Source organism: Algoriphagus antarcticus (assembly GCF_002150685.1).
Taxonomy (GTDB): domain Bacteria; phylum Bacteroidota; class Bacteroidia; order Cytophagales; family Cyclobacteriaceae; genus Algoriphagus; species Algoriphagus antarcticus.
Genome location: NZ_MSSW01000052.1, coordinates 63963 through 82001, shown reverse-complemented (window position 1 = coordinate 82001; position 18039 = coordinate 63963). Strand labels below are relative to the sequence as shown.

The 18039-nt window shown below is 39.2% G+C and carries 17 protein-coding genes, 2 tRNA genes and 1 pseudogene; 12 read left to right on the top strand and 8 right to left on the bottom strand.

What is annotated here, in order from left to right; all coding sequences use genetic code 11:
• Positions 1–3: 3 nt before the first annotated feature.
• From BVH04_RS17360 to BVH04_RS17330, 7 genes and pseudogenes are all read right to left on the bottom strand, one after another.
• Positions 4–903, bottom strand: a complete 900-nt coding sequence (locus BVH04_RS17360; RefSeq protein ID WP_086542735.1) for a class I SAM-dependent methyltransferase — start codon at positions 901–903, stop codon at positions 4–6.
• 1 nt (position 904) lies between these two features.
• Positions 905–2770 carry a tRNA uridine-5-carboxymethylaminomethyl(34) synthesis enzyme MnmG gene (gene mnmG, locus BVH04_RS17355; RefSeq protein ID WP_086542734.1) on the bottom strand — a complete coding sequence of 622 codons (1866 nt, stop codon included), beginning with the start codon at positions 2768–2770 and terminating at the stop codon, positions 905–907.
• Positions 2771–2851: 81 nt separating this feature from the next.
• Complete coding sequence (gene ybeY, locus BVH04_RS17350; RefSeq protein ID WP_086542733.1) at positions 2852–3277, bottom strand: rRNA maturation RNase YbeY; 426 nt, start codon at positions 3275–3277, stop codon at positions 2852–2854.
• A 3-nt stretch (positions 3278–3280) separates the two neighbouring features.
• Complete coding sequence (locus BVH04_RS17345) at positions 3281–3682, bottom strand: ATP-binding protein (RefSeq protein WP_086542754.1); 402 nt, start codon at positions 3680–3682, stop codon at positions 3281–3283.
• A 33-nt stretch (positions 3683–3715) separates the two neighbouring features.
• The gene (locus BVH04_RS17340; protein WP_086542732.1) at positions 3716–4477 is read right to left on the bottom strand and encodes an exodeoxyribonuclease III; all 762 of its coding nucleotides are present in this window, start codon (positions 4475–4477) and stop codon (positions 3716–3718) included.
• A gap of 3 nt (positions 4478–4480) precedes the next feature.
• Complete coding sequence (locus BVH04_RS17335; protein ID WP_086542731.1) at positions 4481–4843, bottom strand: hypothetical protein; 363 nt, start codon at positions 4841–4843, stop codon at positions 4481–4483.
• A 27-nt stretch (positions 4844–4870) separates the two neighbouring features.
• Positions 4871–5185: pseudogene (locus tag BVH04_RS17330) on the bottom strand (carboxymuconolactone decarboxylase family protein).
• Positions 5186–5265: 80 nt separating this feature from the next.
• Here BVH04_RS17330 and BVH04_RS17325 point away from each other — a divergent pair.
• The 6 genes from BVH04_RS17325 to BVH04_RS17300 all read left to right on the top strand — a co-directional run bounded on the left by BVH04_RS17325 (position 5266) and on the right by BVH04_RS17300 (position 8839).
• Complete coding sequence (locus BVH04_RS17325) at positions 5266–5958, top strand: ComF family protein (protein ID WP_086542730.1); 693 nt, start codon at positions 5266–5268, stop codon at positions 5956–5958.
• A gap of 5 nt (positions 5959–5963) precedes the next feature.
• Positions 5964–6497: a YfiT family bacillithiol transferase gene (locus BVH04_RS17320; RefSeq protein WP_086542729.1), complete on the top strand. Its 534-nt coding sequence runs from the start codon at positions 5964–5966 to the stop codon at positions 6495–6497.
• 63 nt (positions 6498–6560) lie between these two features.
• On the top strand, positions 6561–7319 hold the full coding sequence (locus BVH04_RS17315) for an SDR family NAD(P)-dependent oxidoreductase (protein WP_086542728.1): 759 nt from the start codon (positions 6561–6563) through the stop codon (positions 7317–7319).
• Positions 7320–7349: 30 nt separating this feature from the next.
• Positions 7350–7943, top strand: a complete 594-nt coding sequence (locus tag BVH04_RS17310) for a hypothetical protein (RefSeq protein ID WP_086542727.1) — start codon at positions 7350–7352, stop codon at positions 7941–7943.
• A 5-nt stretch (positions 7944–7948) separates the two neighbouring features.
• Positions 7949–8404 carry a PaaI family thioesterase gene (locus tag BVH04_RS17305; protein WP_086542726.1) on the top strand — a complete coding sequence of 152 codons (456 nt, stop codon included), beginning with the start codon at positions 7949–7951 and terminating at the stop codon, positions 8402–8404.
• A gap of 27 nt (positions 8405–8431) precedes the next feature.
• Positions 8432–8839 (top strand): hypothetical protein, encoded by a 408-nt coding sequence (locus BVH04_RS17300; RefSeq protein ID WP_086542725.1) that lies wholly within the window; start codon positions 8432–8434, stop codon positions 8837–8839.
• Here BVH04_RS17300 and BVH04_RS17295 read toward each other — a convergent pair.
• On the bottom strand, positions 8836–9369 hold the full coding sequence (locus tag BVH04_RS17295; protein WP_086542724.1) for an RNA methyltransferase: 534 nt from the start codon (positions 9367–9369) through the stop codon (positions 8836–8838). The genes BVH04_RS17300 and BVH04_RS17295 overlap by 4 nt on opposite strands.
• 89 nt (positions 9370–9458) lie before the next feature.
• On the opposite strand from BVH04_RS17295, the gene mutS reads away from it, so the two are divergent.
• The 6 genes from mutS to BVH04_RS17265 all read left to right on the top strand — a co-directional run bounded on the left by mutS (position 9459) and on the right by BVH04_RS17265 (position 17991).
• Positions 9459–12062 (top strand): DNA mismatch repair protein MutS, encoded by a 2604-nt coding sequence (mutS, locus tag BVH04_RS17290; protein WP_086542723.1) that lies wholly within the window; start codon positions 9459–9461, stop codon positions 12060–12062.
• Between the two features lie 53 nt (positions 12063–12115).
• Positions 12116–12913, top strand: a complete 798-nt coding sequence (locus BVH04_RS26495) for a LuxR C-terminal-related transcriptional regulator (RefSeq protein ID WP_086542722.1) — start codon at positions 12116–12118, stop codon at positions 12911–12913.
• A 140-nt stretch (positions 12914–13053) separates the two neighbouring features.
• A tRNA-Gly gene (locus tag BVH04_RS17280) sits at positions 13054–13126 on the top strand.
• 142 nt (positions 13127–13268) lie between these two features.
• Positions 13269–13352, top strand: a tRNA-Leu gene (locus tag BVH04_RS17275).
• A 179-nt stretch (positions 13353–13531) separates the two neighbouring features.
• Positions 13532–16738 (top strand): CHAT domain-containing protein, encoded by a 3207-nt coding sequence (locus BVH04_RS17270; protein ID WP_086542721.1) that lies wholly within the window; start codon positions 13532–13534, stop codon positions 16736–16738.
• A gap of 56 nt (positions 16739–16794) precedes the next feature.
• A complete protein-coding gene (locus tag BVH04_RS17265; protein WP_240510972.1) occupies positions 16795–17991 on the top strand; it encodes a serine hydrolase domain-containing protein in 1197 nt (398 codons plus the stop codon).
• Positions 17992–18039: the final 48 nt, after the last annotated feature.

Genomic DNA, 18039 nt, shown 5'->3' with positions numbered 1-18039 from the left:
GTTTCACTTCTTTTTGAAAACGAATAAGTTACTAGAATAATTTCCTGCAGTTTTTGCTGCTTCCTTATTAGACTTTGTTCCTGAGATAATTGCCTTAGAATATTTTTTGACCAATGATTGCTTTTGGTCCTTGTAGCTTTCAGATAATAAGGAGACATAATAGCTGTCAAAACTCATTGGTAACTTTTTGATAAGTTGTAAATCAAAGATCTCTCCGAAGTGCTCAATTGCTAGATGATTGAAGTGGTAGAGATGCCTTGGTATATCCCATCCTGCCCAATGCTTGCCATACTTTAAAGCATCATGACTATCAGGGTTTGGAATAGCAATTAATATATAACCATCTGATTTTAAGTGTTTTATGAGTGTTTTTAGCGTTTTTCTAAGCGAATGGATATGCTCCACAACATGATAAAGTGTTATAATATCAAATGAACTTCCTTTAGGTAATTTATTAATTGACTCATAGACTTTTCCTTCTAATTTTGAATTAGCTAGATTTCTAGCTTTTTCATTAGGTTCTATCCCTGTCACCTTCCACCCATTTTCACTTGCTTTGGTTAGTAACTCAGCAGTACCACAGCCGTAATCAAGATATTTTCCTTTGAGAGGCTTTAGACTAGTTAAGTATTTTATCTTTCGTGAAATTGCATATTTTCGAACTCTGTGATAGATAAATTGAGTTAGGTTTTTCGTTTTGTCCTCATGGGAGAAATATTCTGGGAAATCATAGTATGGGGAAATATCTTCTTCTGTTGGTCTGGGATTAGTAAACTTCAGTCCACAATTAGTGCAGTTGCAAATAATAAATGACTCCTGGCTTACTGCATAATCTTTTATTTCTTGATAATTAAGAAAATGTCCACTCTTACAAAGTGGACATTTTGTAAGTCTTTCTACCATTTTATCTTCCTAGGTAAACGGTGATTATAGACAAGTCTGCTGGAGTCACTCCACTTATTCTTGAAGCCTGACCCATTGTCTCAGGTCTTATCTTCGTCAGTTTTTGTTTTCCTTCAGAGGAAAGTGCAGGAATGGCTATGTAGTCAAATTTCATTGGAATCTTAAAGTTTTCCATACTACTTAACTTTTCGACCATCTGTTGTTCTTTCTCTATATAGCTATCATATTTTATTTGTATTTCTGCTTGTTCTAAAACATCATTCGAATATTTGGATAAGTATTCACCGATTTCAGAATTGAAAGTTCTCAAATTCTGAAGACCAATTTGCGGACGTTTCAATAGCTTTTCAGCAGATATTTTTTCACTTATTTTAGCTGTACCAGATTCTTCCAATCCGTCATTTATACTTTCTGGGGAAAATTTCTTTTGTTTGAGATCATTGATAAGTTTAGCGGTTTGCTCTTTTTTTGTATTCATTTTATCCAAGCGGTTATCAGATGCTAAACCTATGTCATAACCTTTTTGTGTCAATCTTAGGTCAGCATTATCCTGACGGAGCAGAAGTCTAAACTCGGCTCTTGACGTAAACATTCTATAAGGTTCATCCGTGCCTTTATTTATGAGATCGTCTATTAATACGCCTATATATGCATCTGATCTTTTCAGCAGGAAAGGGTCTTTCTGCTGAACTTTGAGACTTGCATTGATGCCCGCCACCAATCCTTGTGATGCAGCTTCCTCATATCCAGTAGTTCCGTTTATTTGTCCTGCGAAATAAAGATTTTCTATCAATTGTGTCTCTAGAGTGAGTTTCAATTGAGTTGGGGGGAAAAAGTCGTATTCTATCGCATAGCCAGGCCGAAACATCTTTGCATTCTCAAATCCGGCAATTTTTCTTAGAGCTTTAAATTGTACATCTTCAGGAAGTGATGTTGAGAAGCCATTAATATACATTTCTACAGTATTCCATCCTTCTGGCTCTACGAAGATTTGATGTCTATCCCTCTCCGCAAATCGATTAATCTTATCTTCTATTGATGGGCAATAACGTGGACCAAGACCTTTAATTCTCCCATTGAACATCGGGGATCTATCAAATCCTTCTTCTAGGGTAGAATGAACATCTTTATTTGTGTAAGTAATCCAGCAATTTCTTTGTTCTTTTAATGAGCTTGTTATATCAGAATAGCTGAATTTTTCAGGATTTTCATCTCCATGTTGAACTTCCATTTTTGAGTAGTCCAAACTTCTACCATCTACTCTTGGCGGAGTGCCTGTTTTCATTCGACCTGATTCGAAGCCAAGCGACACTAATTGTTCAGTAATTCCTTTTGCAGCGGCCTCTCCTGTTCTACCACCACCGAATTGCTTTTCACCAATGTGTATTAACCCATTCAGGAATGTTCCATTGGTCAAAACGACACTTTTGGCTAGTATTTCTAGGCCTATGCTACTTTTTACACCTCTTAATTCTCCATTTTTCACCAATAGGCCGGTGATCATTTCCTGCCAAAAATCCACATTTGGTGTCTGTTCTAAGGTTAACCTCCATTCTTCTGCAAATTTCATGCGGTCGTTCTGAGATCGGGGTGACCACATTGCTGGCCCTTTTGATCTGTTTAGCATCCTAAACTGGATCATAGATTTGTCAGATATAATACCTGACATTCCTCCTAAAGCATCTATTTCTCTAACTATTTGCCCTTTGGCCACTCCTCCCATTGCTGGATTACATGACATTTGAGCAATTGTATTCATGTTCATTGTACACAGCAGTACTTTAGAGCCCATCTTTGCCGCCGCATGTGCTGCTTCGCATCCTGCATGCCCTGCCCCTACTACTATGACATCATATATTGGAAACATTGTATTCATTTTATTATACTGTTTCACGTGAAACGTTCACTTTTCATTCCCTGACGAAAAGAACTGTTTCACGTGAAACTTTCAAATCTTTTCGAATAAATTGATTGCAAATTCCTCTTTGCTTCTCATTAAATTTACTTCCGCTTCTGTCTTGTCCATGTATCCTAGCAAGTGAAACAAACCGTGACTGATAACTCTACTTATCTCTCGTTCTTCTTTAATTTTTAGAATTTGAGAATTCTCTTTTACTCTTTCTATACTTACAAATATATCTCCGGCTATTTCTCCATTCTCTTCAGAATTATCGAAAGTGATAATATCTGTGAAAGTGTCGTGATCTAGGTATTCTACATTGATGTTGTATAAATACTCATCTGAGCAAAAGATGTAATTAAGATCTAAAATCTTATGGTTTTCTCTTTCAGCAATCTCCTTAAGCCAAGCTTTTCTTTTTCGCTTTTCTTTTAGGGTAAATGATACTTCTTCAGCAAAGAAATTAATAGGCATGCCTTAATTCATGTAAAATGATAAAACTGTTTTAGTGCCGTTTTCTTCAAATTTTACATCATCTGATAGATGCTTGATGAGGAATATTCCTCTGCCACCAGTTTTCTCAATGTTTTCAGGTGCTGTAGGGTCTTTTAGTTCATTATGGTCAAATCCCGCTCCTTCATCTTGAATGGTGAATAATAGCATTTCTTTGTCGAGAGCTAATTCTAAATGAACGAGTTTATTTTTATCACCCTGATTTCCGTGTATGATTGCATTACTAATGCACTCAGTTACAGAAATCATAATATTACCATAGATATCATCATTGATTTTGAATTTTTCACGAGCATTGTCGATGAAACTCTCAATTATTTTTATGTTCTCAATTAGAGAAGGAATAGAAATTTTTATGTTTTTCATCATAATTATATTCAATGAATATTATCTACTTAATTATTCGACTTCTATAAGAATTGGACAATGATCGGAGTGTTTTGCATCTGCTAAGATGATTGAGCTTTTTAGACGTTCTTCCATTGGAAATGTCGCCATGTGGTAATCAATTCTCCAACCTAAATTCTTTGTTCTAGAGTTGGCTCTATAACTCCACCAAGTGTAATTGTGTGGCTTATCGTTAAATTTTCTGAAACTATCCACAAAACCCGATTCTGTAAATTTGTCCATCCAAGCTCTTTCTTCAGGTAAGAAGCCAGAGGTATTCTTATTTGATATAGGATTATGGATATCTATTGCTTTATGACAAATATTATAATCTCCACTCAGGATAAAGTTAGGAGTAGTTTTTCTTAAATCCTGCGTGTATCCGTATATATCGTCAAGGAATTCATACTTAAATGTTTGACGAATATCACCAGTGGTACCAGACGGAAAATAAGCGTTTAAGAATGAGAAGTCATCAAAATCAACTTGAAGTAGTCTTCCTTCATCGTCGTATTTTGAATAATCCATACCATGTTTTACAGATTTTGGTTTCAATTTTGTCAAAATAGCTACACCGCTATACCCTTTTTTAAAAGCTGGATACCAGTATATTTCGTACCCTAGATCTTCGAAAATAGTAGCATCTATTTGGTCCAGATTTGCTTTAACCTCCTGTAAACCAATAACATCTGGATTTACAAGCTTCAGCCAATCTATAAAACCTTTATTCATTGCAGCACGAATGCCATTCACATTATACGATACTATTTTCACAAGCTATTCAATTACTATTTCGTACTCCTTTTCAAAATATTCCAATACTTGAATCTTCAAAAGCTTCTCTTGATCTAATAAATCAAAATGTGGAAGCTCCTTAATTAGTTTCCAATGAGGCCATCCTTCTTGATCTACATGATCAAGTTCATAAAATCCATCGTAACTCAACACTTTACAAACAGCGATATGCATTAGATCCTGTTTCTGCTCTTTGCTAAATATCTTATTGCCTTGTCCAAGTTCTTGAACACCAATAAGAAAGAGTACGCCATTTAAGTCCGCGGGTTTTTTACCAATGGTTTCTTTTAGGCCTACTAATAGTTTTGACCAACGTTTTTCTAGTTCTAGATCGCGTTTAAACATTATAAGCTATTGATTATTAATTGTTTCTCAATATTCTACCGCTCTTCTTAAATGCGGAATTACTATTGTCCCTCCTATCAAAGTAGCAATAGAAAAAACTTCAAAGACCTGTTCCTTAGACTAACCTGTCTCATGACATTTTCCTAAATGATGCTTTACATATTCATCGAATCTCAATCCCATGGAGCAAGCCAATCCTATCATTTCCTTGGATGTGATATCTATGTTTCCATTAGCATAGGTATCAAGATCAAATATACGCTTGGTCACTTTATTGTCTTGAGCCAAAATATTATCACTTATCTGACTTCGGTACTCGTTGAATTCTTCTTTGAGATTCATTAACTTAACTGTATAGGAAGAATCAAGTAGCAAATATACCACTATTTGCCCTTGGCAGATATGAACAAGCCTTTTTCACAATGCGTTTATTTTTTGTAAAAGATTTTTTGGATTTAGTATTTCCTCGCAATTGTCTTCTTTGCGGTAGGTCTCTTTATGATCAGGAGGAAAACCTTTGTTTGATCTGTAAAGGCACTCTCCCTGTAACGAGTTACCATTTGAGGCCAATTGATAATGATTTGTGCGACAAAGTGAGAGGATTGAGTACCCTGGGCATGGTGATGGCTTATTTGAAATTTACCAAGGGTGGCAATAGTCAAAAGCTTCTGCATCAGCTGAAGTATAGGAATAAGCCTCAATTGGCTAAGGAATTAGGTTTGTTATATGGTAAAATTCTTTACGAACATGGATTTGAAAAGTGCTGGGATCTCATTGTGCCTGTGCCACTCCATCCGCTCAAGCAAAGCCGCAGAGGTTATAATCAAAGCGAACATTTTGGCCTTGGGCTAAGTGAGGCTTTGTCAGTTAAGCTTGAAAATGGATTGGTTCGTGGAAAGTTCACAGAAACACAAACCCAAAAATCCCGTCTACAACGGATGGACAATATGGACGAGGTGTTTCAAAGTTCCCCTAATTCTTCAATTGCCGGCAAGTCAATTCTTGTAGTAGATGATGTGATGACTACTGGGGCTACTTTGTGTGCATGTGCCAATGTACTTTTGGCAAATCATGCAAAAAATGTAGATTTGGTAACTATTGCAGCAGGAGGATAGCTATTATGATTGATATAGAATTATTGAAGTACCCGATTGGCAAGTTTCAGATGCCAGAGCATATTTTTGACAAAAATCTAAAGGAGGCTGTAGCTTATCTTCGTGCATTTCCAAAGTATTTGGAAGAAACAATCCATGCATTTTCCGAGGAGCAGTTAAATACTCCTTACCGTCCTGAAGGATGGACTGTAAAGCAATTGATCCATCACTTATCCGATAGTCATATGAATGCACTGATGCGCTTCAAATTGGCGCTTACGGAGGATAATCCTACTATCAAGCCTTATGATGAAGCTGCTTGGGCGCAGCTTGCCGACTATTCTTCGCCTAGTTCAGAATCAATCCCTCTCATCAGGGGCATTCATGCGAAATGGGCGATTATCTTGGATTCGATGAGTTCTGAGGACTTTGAAAAAACCTATTTCCACCCAGAATCTCAATCTTCTGTTCCTTTATCTGAGGTGACACTCATGTATCAATGGCATTCTATGCATCATTTGGCACACATTCAGCATTTGATAATTCGTGAAAACTGGTAAGGTAATACATTCTTTCTATCTGAAATCATGAGGATTAATTGAGTTTAGCCAGTAATTTTATACATGAATATTTCCCTCAAAAATCAAAGAATCATAGTCACAGGTGCATCTCGGGGCATTGGTAGGGCTATCGCAAAGCAGCTTTCGGAGTCAGGGGCTGAAGTGATTATTCATTTTAATAAGAATGCTTCTGAGGCTGAAAATCTCCGAGCTGAATTATCAAATCCATCTTATGTCGAGTCTTGCGATCTGTCTGACGTAAACGAAATCATTGGATTCATTCCAAAATTGGTTGAAAAATATGGGCCAATTTCAGGGTTGGTTAATAATGCTGGAATAGCCAGATCCGCGCCAGATGATCTTCCTACACATGAATGGGTTAAGATTTGGCAAGAAACGCTTCAAGTAAATGCCACAGCACTGGGGATTCTGTGTAAAGAATTTGTAGAACATGCATTGATCAACCAAAATGGGAGAATCGTGAATATCTCCTCCAGAGCGGCTTTTCGCGGAGATACCACAGACTACATTGCCTATGCGGCTTCCAAAGGTGCAATTGTCAGTTTGACTAGATCCATAGCAAGGCATTATGGAAAGCAGGGAATTAAAGCATTTTTGATAGCGCCTGGTTTTACCAGAACGGATATGGCTGAAGAGATCCTGTCTGAATACGGAGAGGCATTTGCGCTTAATGACATTGCATTGACTGAGCTGACTAAGCCAGAAGATATAGCTCCTATGGTGACATTACTTTGTTCCGGCTTAGCAGATCATGCTACTGGAGCGAGCATCGATATCAATGCAGGTTCGTATGTACATTGAGCCTAACTTGAATCTTTAAGCAAAAATCATATGCCTCAAAGGCAAAATTCCAATGATGTTTTATCGCCAGACCTAATAAAAATTCTTAAGATTTTTGGCCTTGTTTCAATTGGATTGGTTTTACTTCTTTCCTTTTTCGATACAAAGCGTGCAAATAACTCTGACAAGGATCTGACTTTCCATATGAGTTCTTCCAGTCGACTATATTTTTTAAATGTTAGGGCTATAAAGTATGATAGAGAAGCACGTTCAGATGCAGGGATGATTCTTTTTCGCCATGGGAAGAGAGCTATTTCGGAAACTGAGCCACTGCTGGATTTGATGATTATTCTCAATAACCCTAAAGATGAGGCTTACCTCTATCTGGAACCTGTGAATTTGGATTGGCCACTGGAAATAAAAGCTTCAACAGCAGAAAAAGAGCAGGTATTTCAATTTGAAAACGGAAATAATTCTGAGCTTCTTGGTTATGTCAGACAACTTGAGCCCTGGATGGAAGAAGAAGCCAATTTTAAGATCAAAGTTGATTCCACTTGGGTCACTATTTGGTCAAAGCCGAAAGAAAAGGAAGCCTTAAAAACTATATTGGAAGACTATAACAGATTGGTCAACGAACAAGAATAATCCTTATGGAAAAACTAAACCAAAACTTAGAGCAATTCAAAAAGTTAATTGGTCAAAAACTCGATACAATGCCTTCAAAGGCTGGGAACTGGCTGGAAGGGACGCTTTTGGAAATTGAAAAGGACTTCATAAAGGTATCATACATTGTTACTGCTGAAATGTGTAATCCAGCGAGAACCCTACATGGAGGAGTTGCATCACTGATGATAGATGATGTGATCGGCATGGGCAATTTCGCAGCTGGCTCGGAATTCTTGATGACCAGTATCAATCTTAATGTGGATTTTTTGTCAGGAGCAAAGATTGGAGAGAAATTAGAAGTTGCTGCAAAATTAGTTCGCGCTGGATCAAACTTAAATCATTGGGACGCCGTAATCACTAAAAGCTCAGGTAAACTGGTGGCAAAGGCCAGTTCTAACATGATCAAAACACATGTAAAGCTAAGCGAACTTGGATTTTAAAATTTTAAACAACTTAATTTCATACAAATGAAAAAACTATTACTTCTATTTACTTTCTTAGGAACGGCAACACTCGCCCAAGCGCAATGGACTACAGCTTTCCACATCAGTAGTCGCCCTTTTGTAGCTGTAAACAAGCAGTTAGGAGAAAGATGGCTCCCAGAATTTAGGGTTGATGTGGACAATAGTTTTCAATATACCGGACTAGAACTGGTTGTGAATTATCTTTTTGTCCAAAATGAAACCTATCAGTTCTATGGAGGATTGGGAGGAAGGGCGAATTATTATTCTGGTGTAGTGATTCCAGCGGGGTTGAACATTTATCCATTTGAAAACAAGAATTTTGGTTTTCAAATGGAACTGGCTGGAATAGTAAGCGAATTTAGTTACCTCAGGGGTTCTACTGGAATCAGATACCGCTTCAATAAAAATTAAAACTGCTTCATTTTCACCATCAAGTCCCAAACCGCTATACCCAGGGAAACAGAAATATTCAACGAGTGCTTGGTGCCAAGCTGCGGAATTTCCAACACCGCATCACAGGCATTGAGCACTTCTTCTTCCACTCCGAAAACTTCATTTCCGAAGACCAAAGCGTACTTTTTGCCTTTCTCGGGAGTGAAATCATTCAGCATGACAGAGCGATCTACCTGCTCCAAAGCACATATTTGGTAGCCTTCCGCTTTCAATTTTTCCATAGCTAGCATGGTATTCAGGCAATATTCCCATTCCACAGATTCGGTTGCACCCAAAGCAGTTTTCTGAATATCGCGATGCGGAGGCGTGCCGGTGATTCCGCAGAGGTAGATTTTTTCTACGCCAAAAGCGTCTCCTGTTCTAAAGGACGAACCGACGTTATTTAAGCTTCTGACATTGTCTAGAACAAGCACTATGGGCGATTTATCCATTTCTTTAAATTTCTCCACAGATACTCTTTCGAGCTCTTCCATGCTTAATTTTTTCATCCTTTTTTGTTCTGCTTTGTGAATGGCTTATTTTCGACTTTATTCCCCCAGTGAGTTTTCGAAATTTCGTATAAAAGTAAGCATACCCCATGAGTAAGTCTAAAGACGGCCAAGAAACGCCCTTAATGAAGCAATACAATGCCATCAAAGCCAAGCATCCTGGTGCGTTACTGCTTTTTCGGGTTGGGGATTTCTATGAGACCTTCGGCGAAGATGCAGTCCGTGCCAGTAAAATTCTTGATATAGTTTTGACGAAAAGAGCCAATGGATCAGCTACTTATATTGAGCTAGCCGGATTTCCGCACCATTCCTTGGATACTTATTTGCCAAAATTGGTGCGTGCTGGAAACCGCGTGGCGATCTGCGATCAACTGGAAGATCCAAAGTCTGTCAAAGGCATCGTAAAGCGTGGAGTGACAGAATTAGTGACGCCAGGTCTTTCTTTTAACGATCAGGTCTTGGACACTAAGAAAAACAACTATTTAGCTTCCATTGCTTTTGGAAAAGATAAGCATGGCATTGCCTTCTTAGATCTTTCTACAGGCGAATTTATGTGTGCGGAAGGATCTGCATCCTACCTCGAAAAGCTTATCCAGAGCTTTTCACCAGCAGAAATTATATTCGCTAAGGCTGCTAAAAAATCTGCAGCTGACCTGTTAAAGAATGACTTCATCACTTTTCACTGCGAGGATTGGGTATATCAATATGATTTCACTTACGAAAAACTCAAAGCACATTTTGGCACTGCAAATCTCAAGGGGTTCGGAATAGAAGAGATTGAATCGGGGATTGTAGCTGCTGGCGCAATTTTGTATTATTTGGAAGAGACAGAGCACAAAGAAATTCAGCATATTTCTGCCATTTCGAGGATTGCGGAGGAGAAATATGTGTGGTTGGACAAATTCACGATTCGAAATCTCGAGTTGGTATTTCCACAACACGAAGGTGGAATACCTTTGATCAATATCTTGGATCAGACCGTAACTCCCATGGGTTCGAGGATGATGAAAAAGTGGATGGTGCTTCCGCTGAAGGAGAAATCGACAATCGAAGAAAGACTGAATGTGGTGGACTTTTTCTACCAAAATGAAGCGCTGATAGAAGAGATGGTCGATCCATTGAAGCATATCGGAGATTTGGAGCGATTGATTTCCAAAGTAGTGGTAGGCAGAGCAAATCCCCGTGAGATCAACCAGATCAAACGCGCACTGATAAACATTCAACCAATCAAGGAGCTTCTCAAGAATCAGAAGAATCTCACATTGAAGCGGCTTTCTGATCAGCTGCATCCTTGTGAGTTTTTACTTGAGAAAATCGAAAATGAGCTGAAAGAAGACGCTCCTATGCTCACGCACCAAGGAGGCATTATCAAGGATGGAGTAGATGCAGAGCTGGATGAATACCGTGGTTTAGCGAATAAAGGGAAAGATTTCCTAGTGCAAATCCAACAGCGGGAAGTTCAAAAAACAGGAATTTCTTCGCTAAAAATAGCATTCAACAAAGTCTTCGGATACTATCTGGAAGTTACCCATTCGCATAAAGACAAGGTGCCAGCTGAGTGGATCAGAAAGCAAACGCTCGTCAACGCTGAGCGATACATCACGCCTGAGCTGAAAGACTATGAGGACAAAATCCTGAATGCTGAAGACAAAATGATTGCGATTGAGCAACGATTTTTTCTGGCGCTTGTGCAGGAGACGGCTCAGTATGTGACGCAAATCCAGCAAAACGCCAGAGTTCTGGGCACTTTGGATGTACTGCTTTCTTTTGCTCAGGTGGCGCTTTCCAATGGCTATTGTAGACCAAAGATCTCGCAGACCGAAACTCTTGAAATCAAAGATGGGCGGCATCCTGTGATTGAAAAGCAGCTACCTCCGGGAGAGAATTACGTACCGAATGATATTTATCTGGATCACGATTCTCAGCAGATCATGATCATCACTGGCCCCAATATGGCCGGTAAGTCAGCGCTGTTACGTCAAACGGCACTTACCGTCCTTATGGCACAAATGGGAAGCTTTGTGCCCGCATCCTTTGCTAGAATTGGCATTATCGATAAGGTTTTCACACGGGTAGGAGCTTCCGATAATCTTTCCAAAGGCGAATCTACATTCATGGTGGAAATGACCGAGACTGCGAGTATTCTGAATAATTTGTCTGATCGTAGCTTGGTGCTGATGGATGAAATTGGTCGGGGAACGTCCACTTACGATGGGATATCCATTGCTTGGTCTATCGTGGAATACTTACATAACCATCCAACTTGCCGTGCAAAGACCCTTTTTGCCACCCACTACCATGAGTTAAATCAATTGGCTTCTGATTTTCCAAAAATCAAGAATTTCAATGTATCGGTGAAGGAAGTTGGAAATAAAGTAATATTCATGCGAAAGCTAAAGCCAGGTGGAAGTGAGCATAGCTTTGGGATCCATGTGGCCCAAATGGCTGGGATGCCCAATCCAATTGTACTCAGAGCTGCTGAGATTATGTCACATTTGGAGAAAGACAAAGCGGTGGCCGAGCAAAAACAGAATATCAAATCTATTCCAAAAAATAACTATCAGCTAAGTATGTTCGAGATGGATCCTAAGTTCCGAGAGGCAAAAGATCTGCTTGAAGGAATTGATATCAATGCTATTTCGCCAATAGAGGCACTTTTGAAATTACATGAAATCAAAAAGAAAATTGAATAATAAAGAATTAGGTTTGTGTATTAAATTGGTTTTTCTACTAAAAACAATTTTTTATGGATAAGGTATTGTTGAGGGATTTACGGAAGCAGAATAAGTACACTCAATTTTTTCAGGAGTGGAGAGAGCAGGAATTCAAAGAACATCCTGAGGAAGAGAGAAAGATGGAGGAACTGGAGCAATTGAGCCATAATATTGGTATGCGCGAAGGACTGACTATTGCTTGCTTTGACTATAGAAACCTAAGTTTGTCATTTTACACAGGAAATGTAGAGGAATTGACAGGATATCCTGCCTCTATGTTTCGATCCAAAGGAATGGAAACTTCCTTTGCCATGCTTCATCCAGAGGATAGATCTGAGCTTTTTAGATTTCAAAAAATAGTTTTCGACAGTTTTCATCAACTCTCTATTGAGGAGAAGCATACATTCGAATTTTCGTATACCACGAGGTGGGTTCATCGAAAAACCGATAATATCACCTGGGTGCTTGGAAAAGCAAAACCATATTTGATAGATTCCGCAGGCAATTTTGCAATGGATCTTCACATTATTATGCAGCTTCATACCCAGCCAAAAACTAATGGATATGATTGGAATTACTCGTACCAAAAAGAGGATGGGAAAAGGATATTTGTAAGTAAAAACTCTCCAAATAGCAGGGTCGTAACGCTGACAAAAAAAGAGAAAGAGATTGTAACGTTGATTTTGGAGGGGAAAGAGTCCAAGGAAATTGCGGAAGAATTGAATATTTCTGTGAACACAGTAGCAACGCATCGGAAAAATATCCTAAAAAAGCTCAAAGCTAGGAATGTGGGAGAAATGGTAAAAATATTATCAACATATCCGTTTTGATATTGTCTTGAAAATCAACGACAAGAGGAGTTAATGACAGAAAGCATGAAAAAAATTACAAAGAAATGCTTGTGATTTTCTCTTCGACTCTTACCTTTGCATCCACAATTCAACTGGATCACGTTCCAGTTAACACAAAAGCGAGAGTAGCTCAGCTGGTAGAGCACGACCTTGCCAAGGTCGGGGTCGCGAGTTCGAATCTCGTCTCCCGCTCAAAAAGCCCTTGATTCAAGGGCTTTCTTGTTATAGGGCATTTGTAGCTTGGTAACGACCAAGTGAAGCTGGATGGTTTTCCCCGATAATTCTCGGGATGTAGCCATGAAAGACAAAATCTATATTTCAGGATATAGATTAAGCCGGGATGGTGGAATAGGTAGACACGCAAGACTTAAAATCTTGTGACCGTAAGGTCGTGCGGGTTCGATTCCCGCTCCTGGTACATAAGCCTCGTAGAAATACGGGGCTTTTTGTGTTTATGAGATTCTTTCTTTCCCCCAGATGACCTTTTACCATTTTTTCGATATATCCTTAACTTGAAAAGCCTATCTTTTATCTAGGTTATTTTTCAGCAGAATTTATTAATAATTTCAGTAGGTTTAATTCTTGGATTCCAGTCCTATGCGATACCTTTTTTGCATTTTATTATTTTGGTCTTTTGCTGTAGCTGCCCAGTCAGAAGTCGAGCTGGATAGCTTGGTGGAAGCTGATCAGGCGGCTGAGGCAGACAAGAGAATCCATCAACTATTTCAGCACCTAGCCGGAAATGGGGAAACGGGCAAATTGCCTGATTATCTAGAAGTGTATGGCAGAATCCAGTTGGGAATATATGATAAAAAATCCGCCATACTTAAGGTGGATTCTCAAATAGTGAATTGGGATAAAACCCTCACTTCCCCCGAGCAACATAAAGACCTTTGGAGGGCGGCCGCTTCTTGGTATGAGTATCTTGGATTGCTAGAAAAAGCATACCGTGCCCAGGTCAAAGCTTATGATTATGCAAAAAAACAACCCAATGTTTCTAATCAGGAATTAGGGATGTTGCAAGTCAACTTGGGAGCCTATGGAGTAAATCGAATGGATATTCCTGCTGCTAAAAGGCATCTGGCTGAAGCTCAAAAACTTCTTGAAAACGATCCCGACCCAGAATCCATTTACCGGATCAACAGCTATCTGGGGAGTATGGCTTATTTCGCTTCCAGGCTAGATTCTGCTGAATATTATTACGTGAAATGTATTCATGCTCTGGAAAAGACGGAGTCTACTCCCCGAAATTCATTTTATCGTCCTGCCCTAGTTTATAACAACCTAGCTGGAGTACTGTCTGGTCAAGGGAAAACTTCTGAGGCCATTGCTTCCATGAATATGACCATCGAAAAGCTTGTGGCCTATGTGGAAGTAGAAAAAGATCCTTCACTCCGACTGAGTGCAAGAGAATTTTACTTTCAAGCTTTGGACAATCTTGGCGGTGCCTATAAGGGTTTAGGGAATTATCGAAAGGCACAAAGCCTGATGGAATTTTCATATCATGGCAAAAAGGCAGAGTTGAGTGAAGAAAGTAAAGATATCAGGCTTTCGGAGATCATTCTGGGACAATTATACTTTGACCAATCTGAACCTGAAAAAGCAAAAAATATAATTCTCAACGGCCTTCAAGGACTGCAAAACACCGAAGGAAGCTTCCTAGACTATGAGGCAGATGGTTGGTATTCTTTGGCTAGGATTGAAAATTGGTTTGGAAACGAAGAACTAGCAGAGAATCATTATCGTATGGCGCATGATTTATTCAAAAAGATATTTGGAGATGAGTTTGACCTTGTTTATCTGGGCTTTCTAAAAGATTTCTCTACTTTTTTGGCTGAAAAAAATGAGGAAAAAGAAGCAATCCGAATAGCTCTGGAAGCATATACGTATGTGAAAAGTAACTTAGGAAAAAGTAATCTAATAGCTTTCGAGCAGGAATTGAATATAGGCGAAATTTATTTGACAGTCGGCAAATATGATGAGGCTTCCAAGTGGAGTCGCGTGGCTTTGAATACATTGGACCATCAGTTTAGCAATACTTCTACGCTCTTGGATTCATTACAAAATGAAAGGTATAAGCCTCAGGCGATTTTATTGGGTACCAAATCTAGGTTTTTGGCCACATCAGACCATCCCTTAAATGAACTAAAAGATATAGTAAATGAACTGGAAGATGGACTGAAAGTGATCGAGCGAAGAAAAACTTTTCTAGATTCTGAGGAGGATAAGGCACTGTTGATCACTGAAAATGCCGCTTACTTCGGTTTCTTGGAGCAACTCTATCTGGAGCTCTATAGGAAATCACCTCAGCAAGAGTTCCTCGCTAGGTTATTGATTCTTCACGAATCCGCACTTTATCAGAAAGTAAGAACTAGACTTGATCAGGTTGATATTACAAGATTTGGCTCGATCCCGGCAACTTTTTTTGCAGAAGAAAATGACCTAAAATCTAGACTTCGCGGAGCTATTGCGCATGAGTCTGGCGGAATAGAAGGCTATCTCAAGGCCATCTCAGATTGGGAGAAATTCCTTCAAAAAGCCAGAATGAGCTATCCGGAATATTACCAGTTTAGATACGCCACGCTTGATCATACTTACATTGATATCTGGGAAAGACTACCGGCAGAAGCTACGGTGGTGAGGTATATGCTAGTTGGAGAGGAATTGGTCGCATTAGTGCTTTCTAAAGAGACTAAAAAGCTGCACTTTTTTCAGCTGGATTATCATAAAGTGACCAAAGTACTGGCCATTTATCAACAAGAGTGGAACAATAAGACAAAGACTTTCTCCAATCTAAACGAACTGTATAAAGGACTTTGGACACCTTTGGCGGCCCAGATAAAAACTCAGCGAGTATTAATTATTCCAGATGGCGGACTTTTCAACCTTAGTTTTGAGATCCTTACACCCGGATTGATTTCAGATTACAGTCAGCTCAGGAAGAATTCGCTTTTAGCAAAAAATAGCATTTCCTATCACTATAGCACACTTCTGTTTAGCTATTCAGGGCAGCCACAGTCCTACAAATCTAATTTTGTGGCTTTTGCTCCTGGTTTTTTTGATGAAATGAAGGAAGATTATCTATCCACGGTCAAGGACAGTCTCCAGATTGACCGTTCTTATTTGAGATTGATTCCTCAGCCATTTACAGACAGGTTGGTCGACCAGCTCAAAAACCTACTGGGAGGAAAAGTATATTCCCAAAAAGCTTCTACGCTGGGGCATTTTGCAGAGGAAGCAGGTAAACACCGGATTTTGCATATCGGGACGCATGCCGAGTCGGACAATCTCAGTCCGGAATTTTCAAGACTCATTTTTGCAAAAACTGCTGAAAATGAAGAGAACTCCCTTTTTGCAAAAGACATCTATCAAATGGATCTCAGCTCAGAATTGGCGGTGCTGATGGCTTGCGAAACAGGAAAGCCCAGCTATCAGCCAGGTGAAGGAATGATTTCTCTGGCACATGCATTTAATTATGCGGGGAGTAAGAGTCTGCTGATCGGGCTTTGGAAGATAGACGAAGAGGCTAGCTCTAAAATTGCCTCGCGTTTTTACGAATATCTGGCTCAGGGGATGGCGAAGGATGAAGCGCTGAGGCTGGCGAAACTAGACTACCTGTCTTTAGCGCAAGGGCGATCACTTTCACCGGAATTTTGGGCAGGGCTGATCACAATGGGAGATTCCAGTCCTATTGCGTTGCAACCCGCTAGAGATCTCAAATGGCTTTTTGGTTTGGGACTTTTGGTCCTACTGGCTGTCTTTGCCCTTTTTTATCGCAAGAAGAAAAAAGTATTCTTTTCTTGATGACATTTTCATTTTTTATCGATGCTATGTTGAGTTCAACTTTAACATCATTGATTATGAAAACTATTTTGACAAATAAATTTCAATTTTTCTATGCTACGATACTATTGCTAGCTGCATTTACATCCTGTATTGACAAAGAAGACGATCAGTTGGATATGCGTAAGCCTACAGACAAGCAGGAAGACCTAGCTGTGATTGACGGGAAAATTGAGACTTTTCTAAGCTCTAATTCAATACCAGGGGCGGTTTTGGCCATTTCTAAGAACGGGAAACTAGTTTATAAAAAGGCTTATGGCTTAGCGGATGTAGCATCGCAAGAAAAAATGACCAATTCACATCGACTGCGCGTAGCGAGTGTTTCAAAAACATTCACGGGGTTATCTATCGTGAAACTAGTACAGGATGGTAAAATTAGATTAGAGGATAAAGTTTTTGGAGAGGATGGGATTTTAGGGAATGAATACGGCACCAAACCTTATTCAGATCGTGTAAAAAAAGTGACGGTACAGAATCTACTGCATATGACCACTGGAGGCTGGGTGGTCAATGGAAATAGAGATGCAATTGATTATAAGCAGGAAGTATCTAATAAGGTGTTTTTTGATTGGATGTTGGACAATGCAACGCTCACTTTCGAGCCAGGTACACAGTATTGGTATATCAACACGAATTATTTTGTAGCGGCAAGAATCATAGAAAAAGTTTCAGGCAAGTCATTTTATAATTTTATGAAGGATAATTTTTTGGATGAGTTAGGGATAAAAAGTGCGGTAATGGTAAAGAATGGTCTAGCGGGAAAGCAATCTAATGAGGTTACTTATTATGGATTGGGAGGCACCAAAGGGTACGAATATAACTTTAATATAGAGCGAAGAGATGGAGATGCCGGTATCGTCATTAGCGCAGAAGATTTGCTGAAATTTGCACTTGCAATAGATGGTAAGCCAAGTCGGCCAGACATCTTAAATGGGGGTAGCTATAGCCAGTTTATTAAAGGATCAATACCTAATCCACAATTTGGAATTGGAATTCTTAGCTGGGGCGACGTCCGTAGTTTCTATGGAGCACTTCCCGGAACGCGGTCATCTTATATGATTCACAATAATGGAATGGCAATTTCTTTGATATTCAATGGGAATGCTGACTACACAGGGAATAATTATAACAATTTTGCGACGGCACATGAGAACTTACTCATTGATATTTTAACGAAAAACCTAAACATATATCAAGACATCGATCAGTTTTAGCAAATTATTAACAACATACTTTGAATCTTATTGCTAAATATGCTTGAG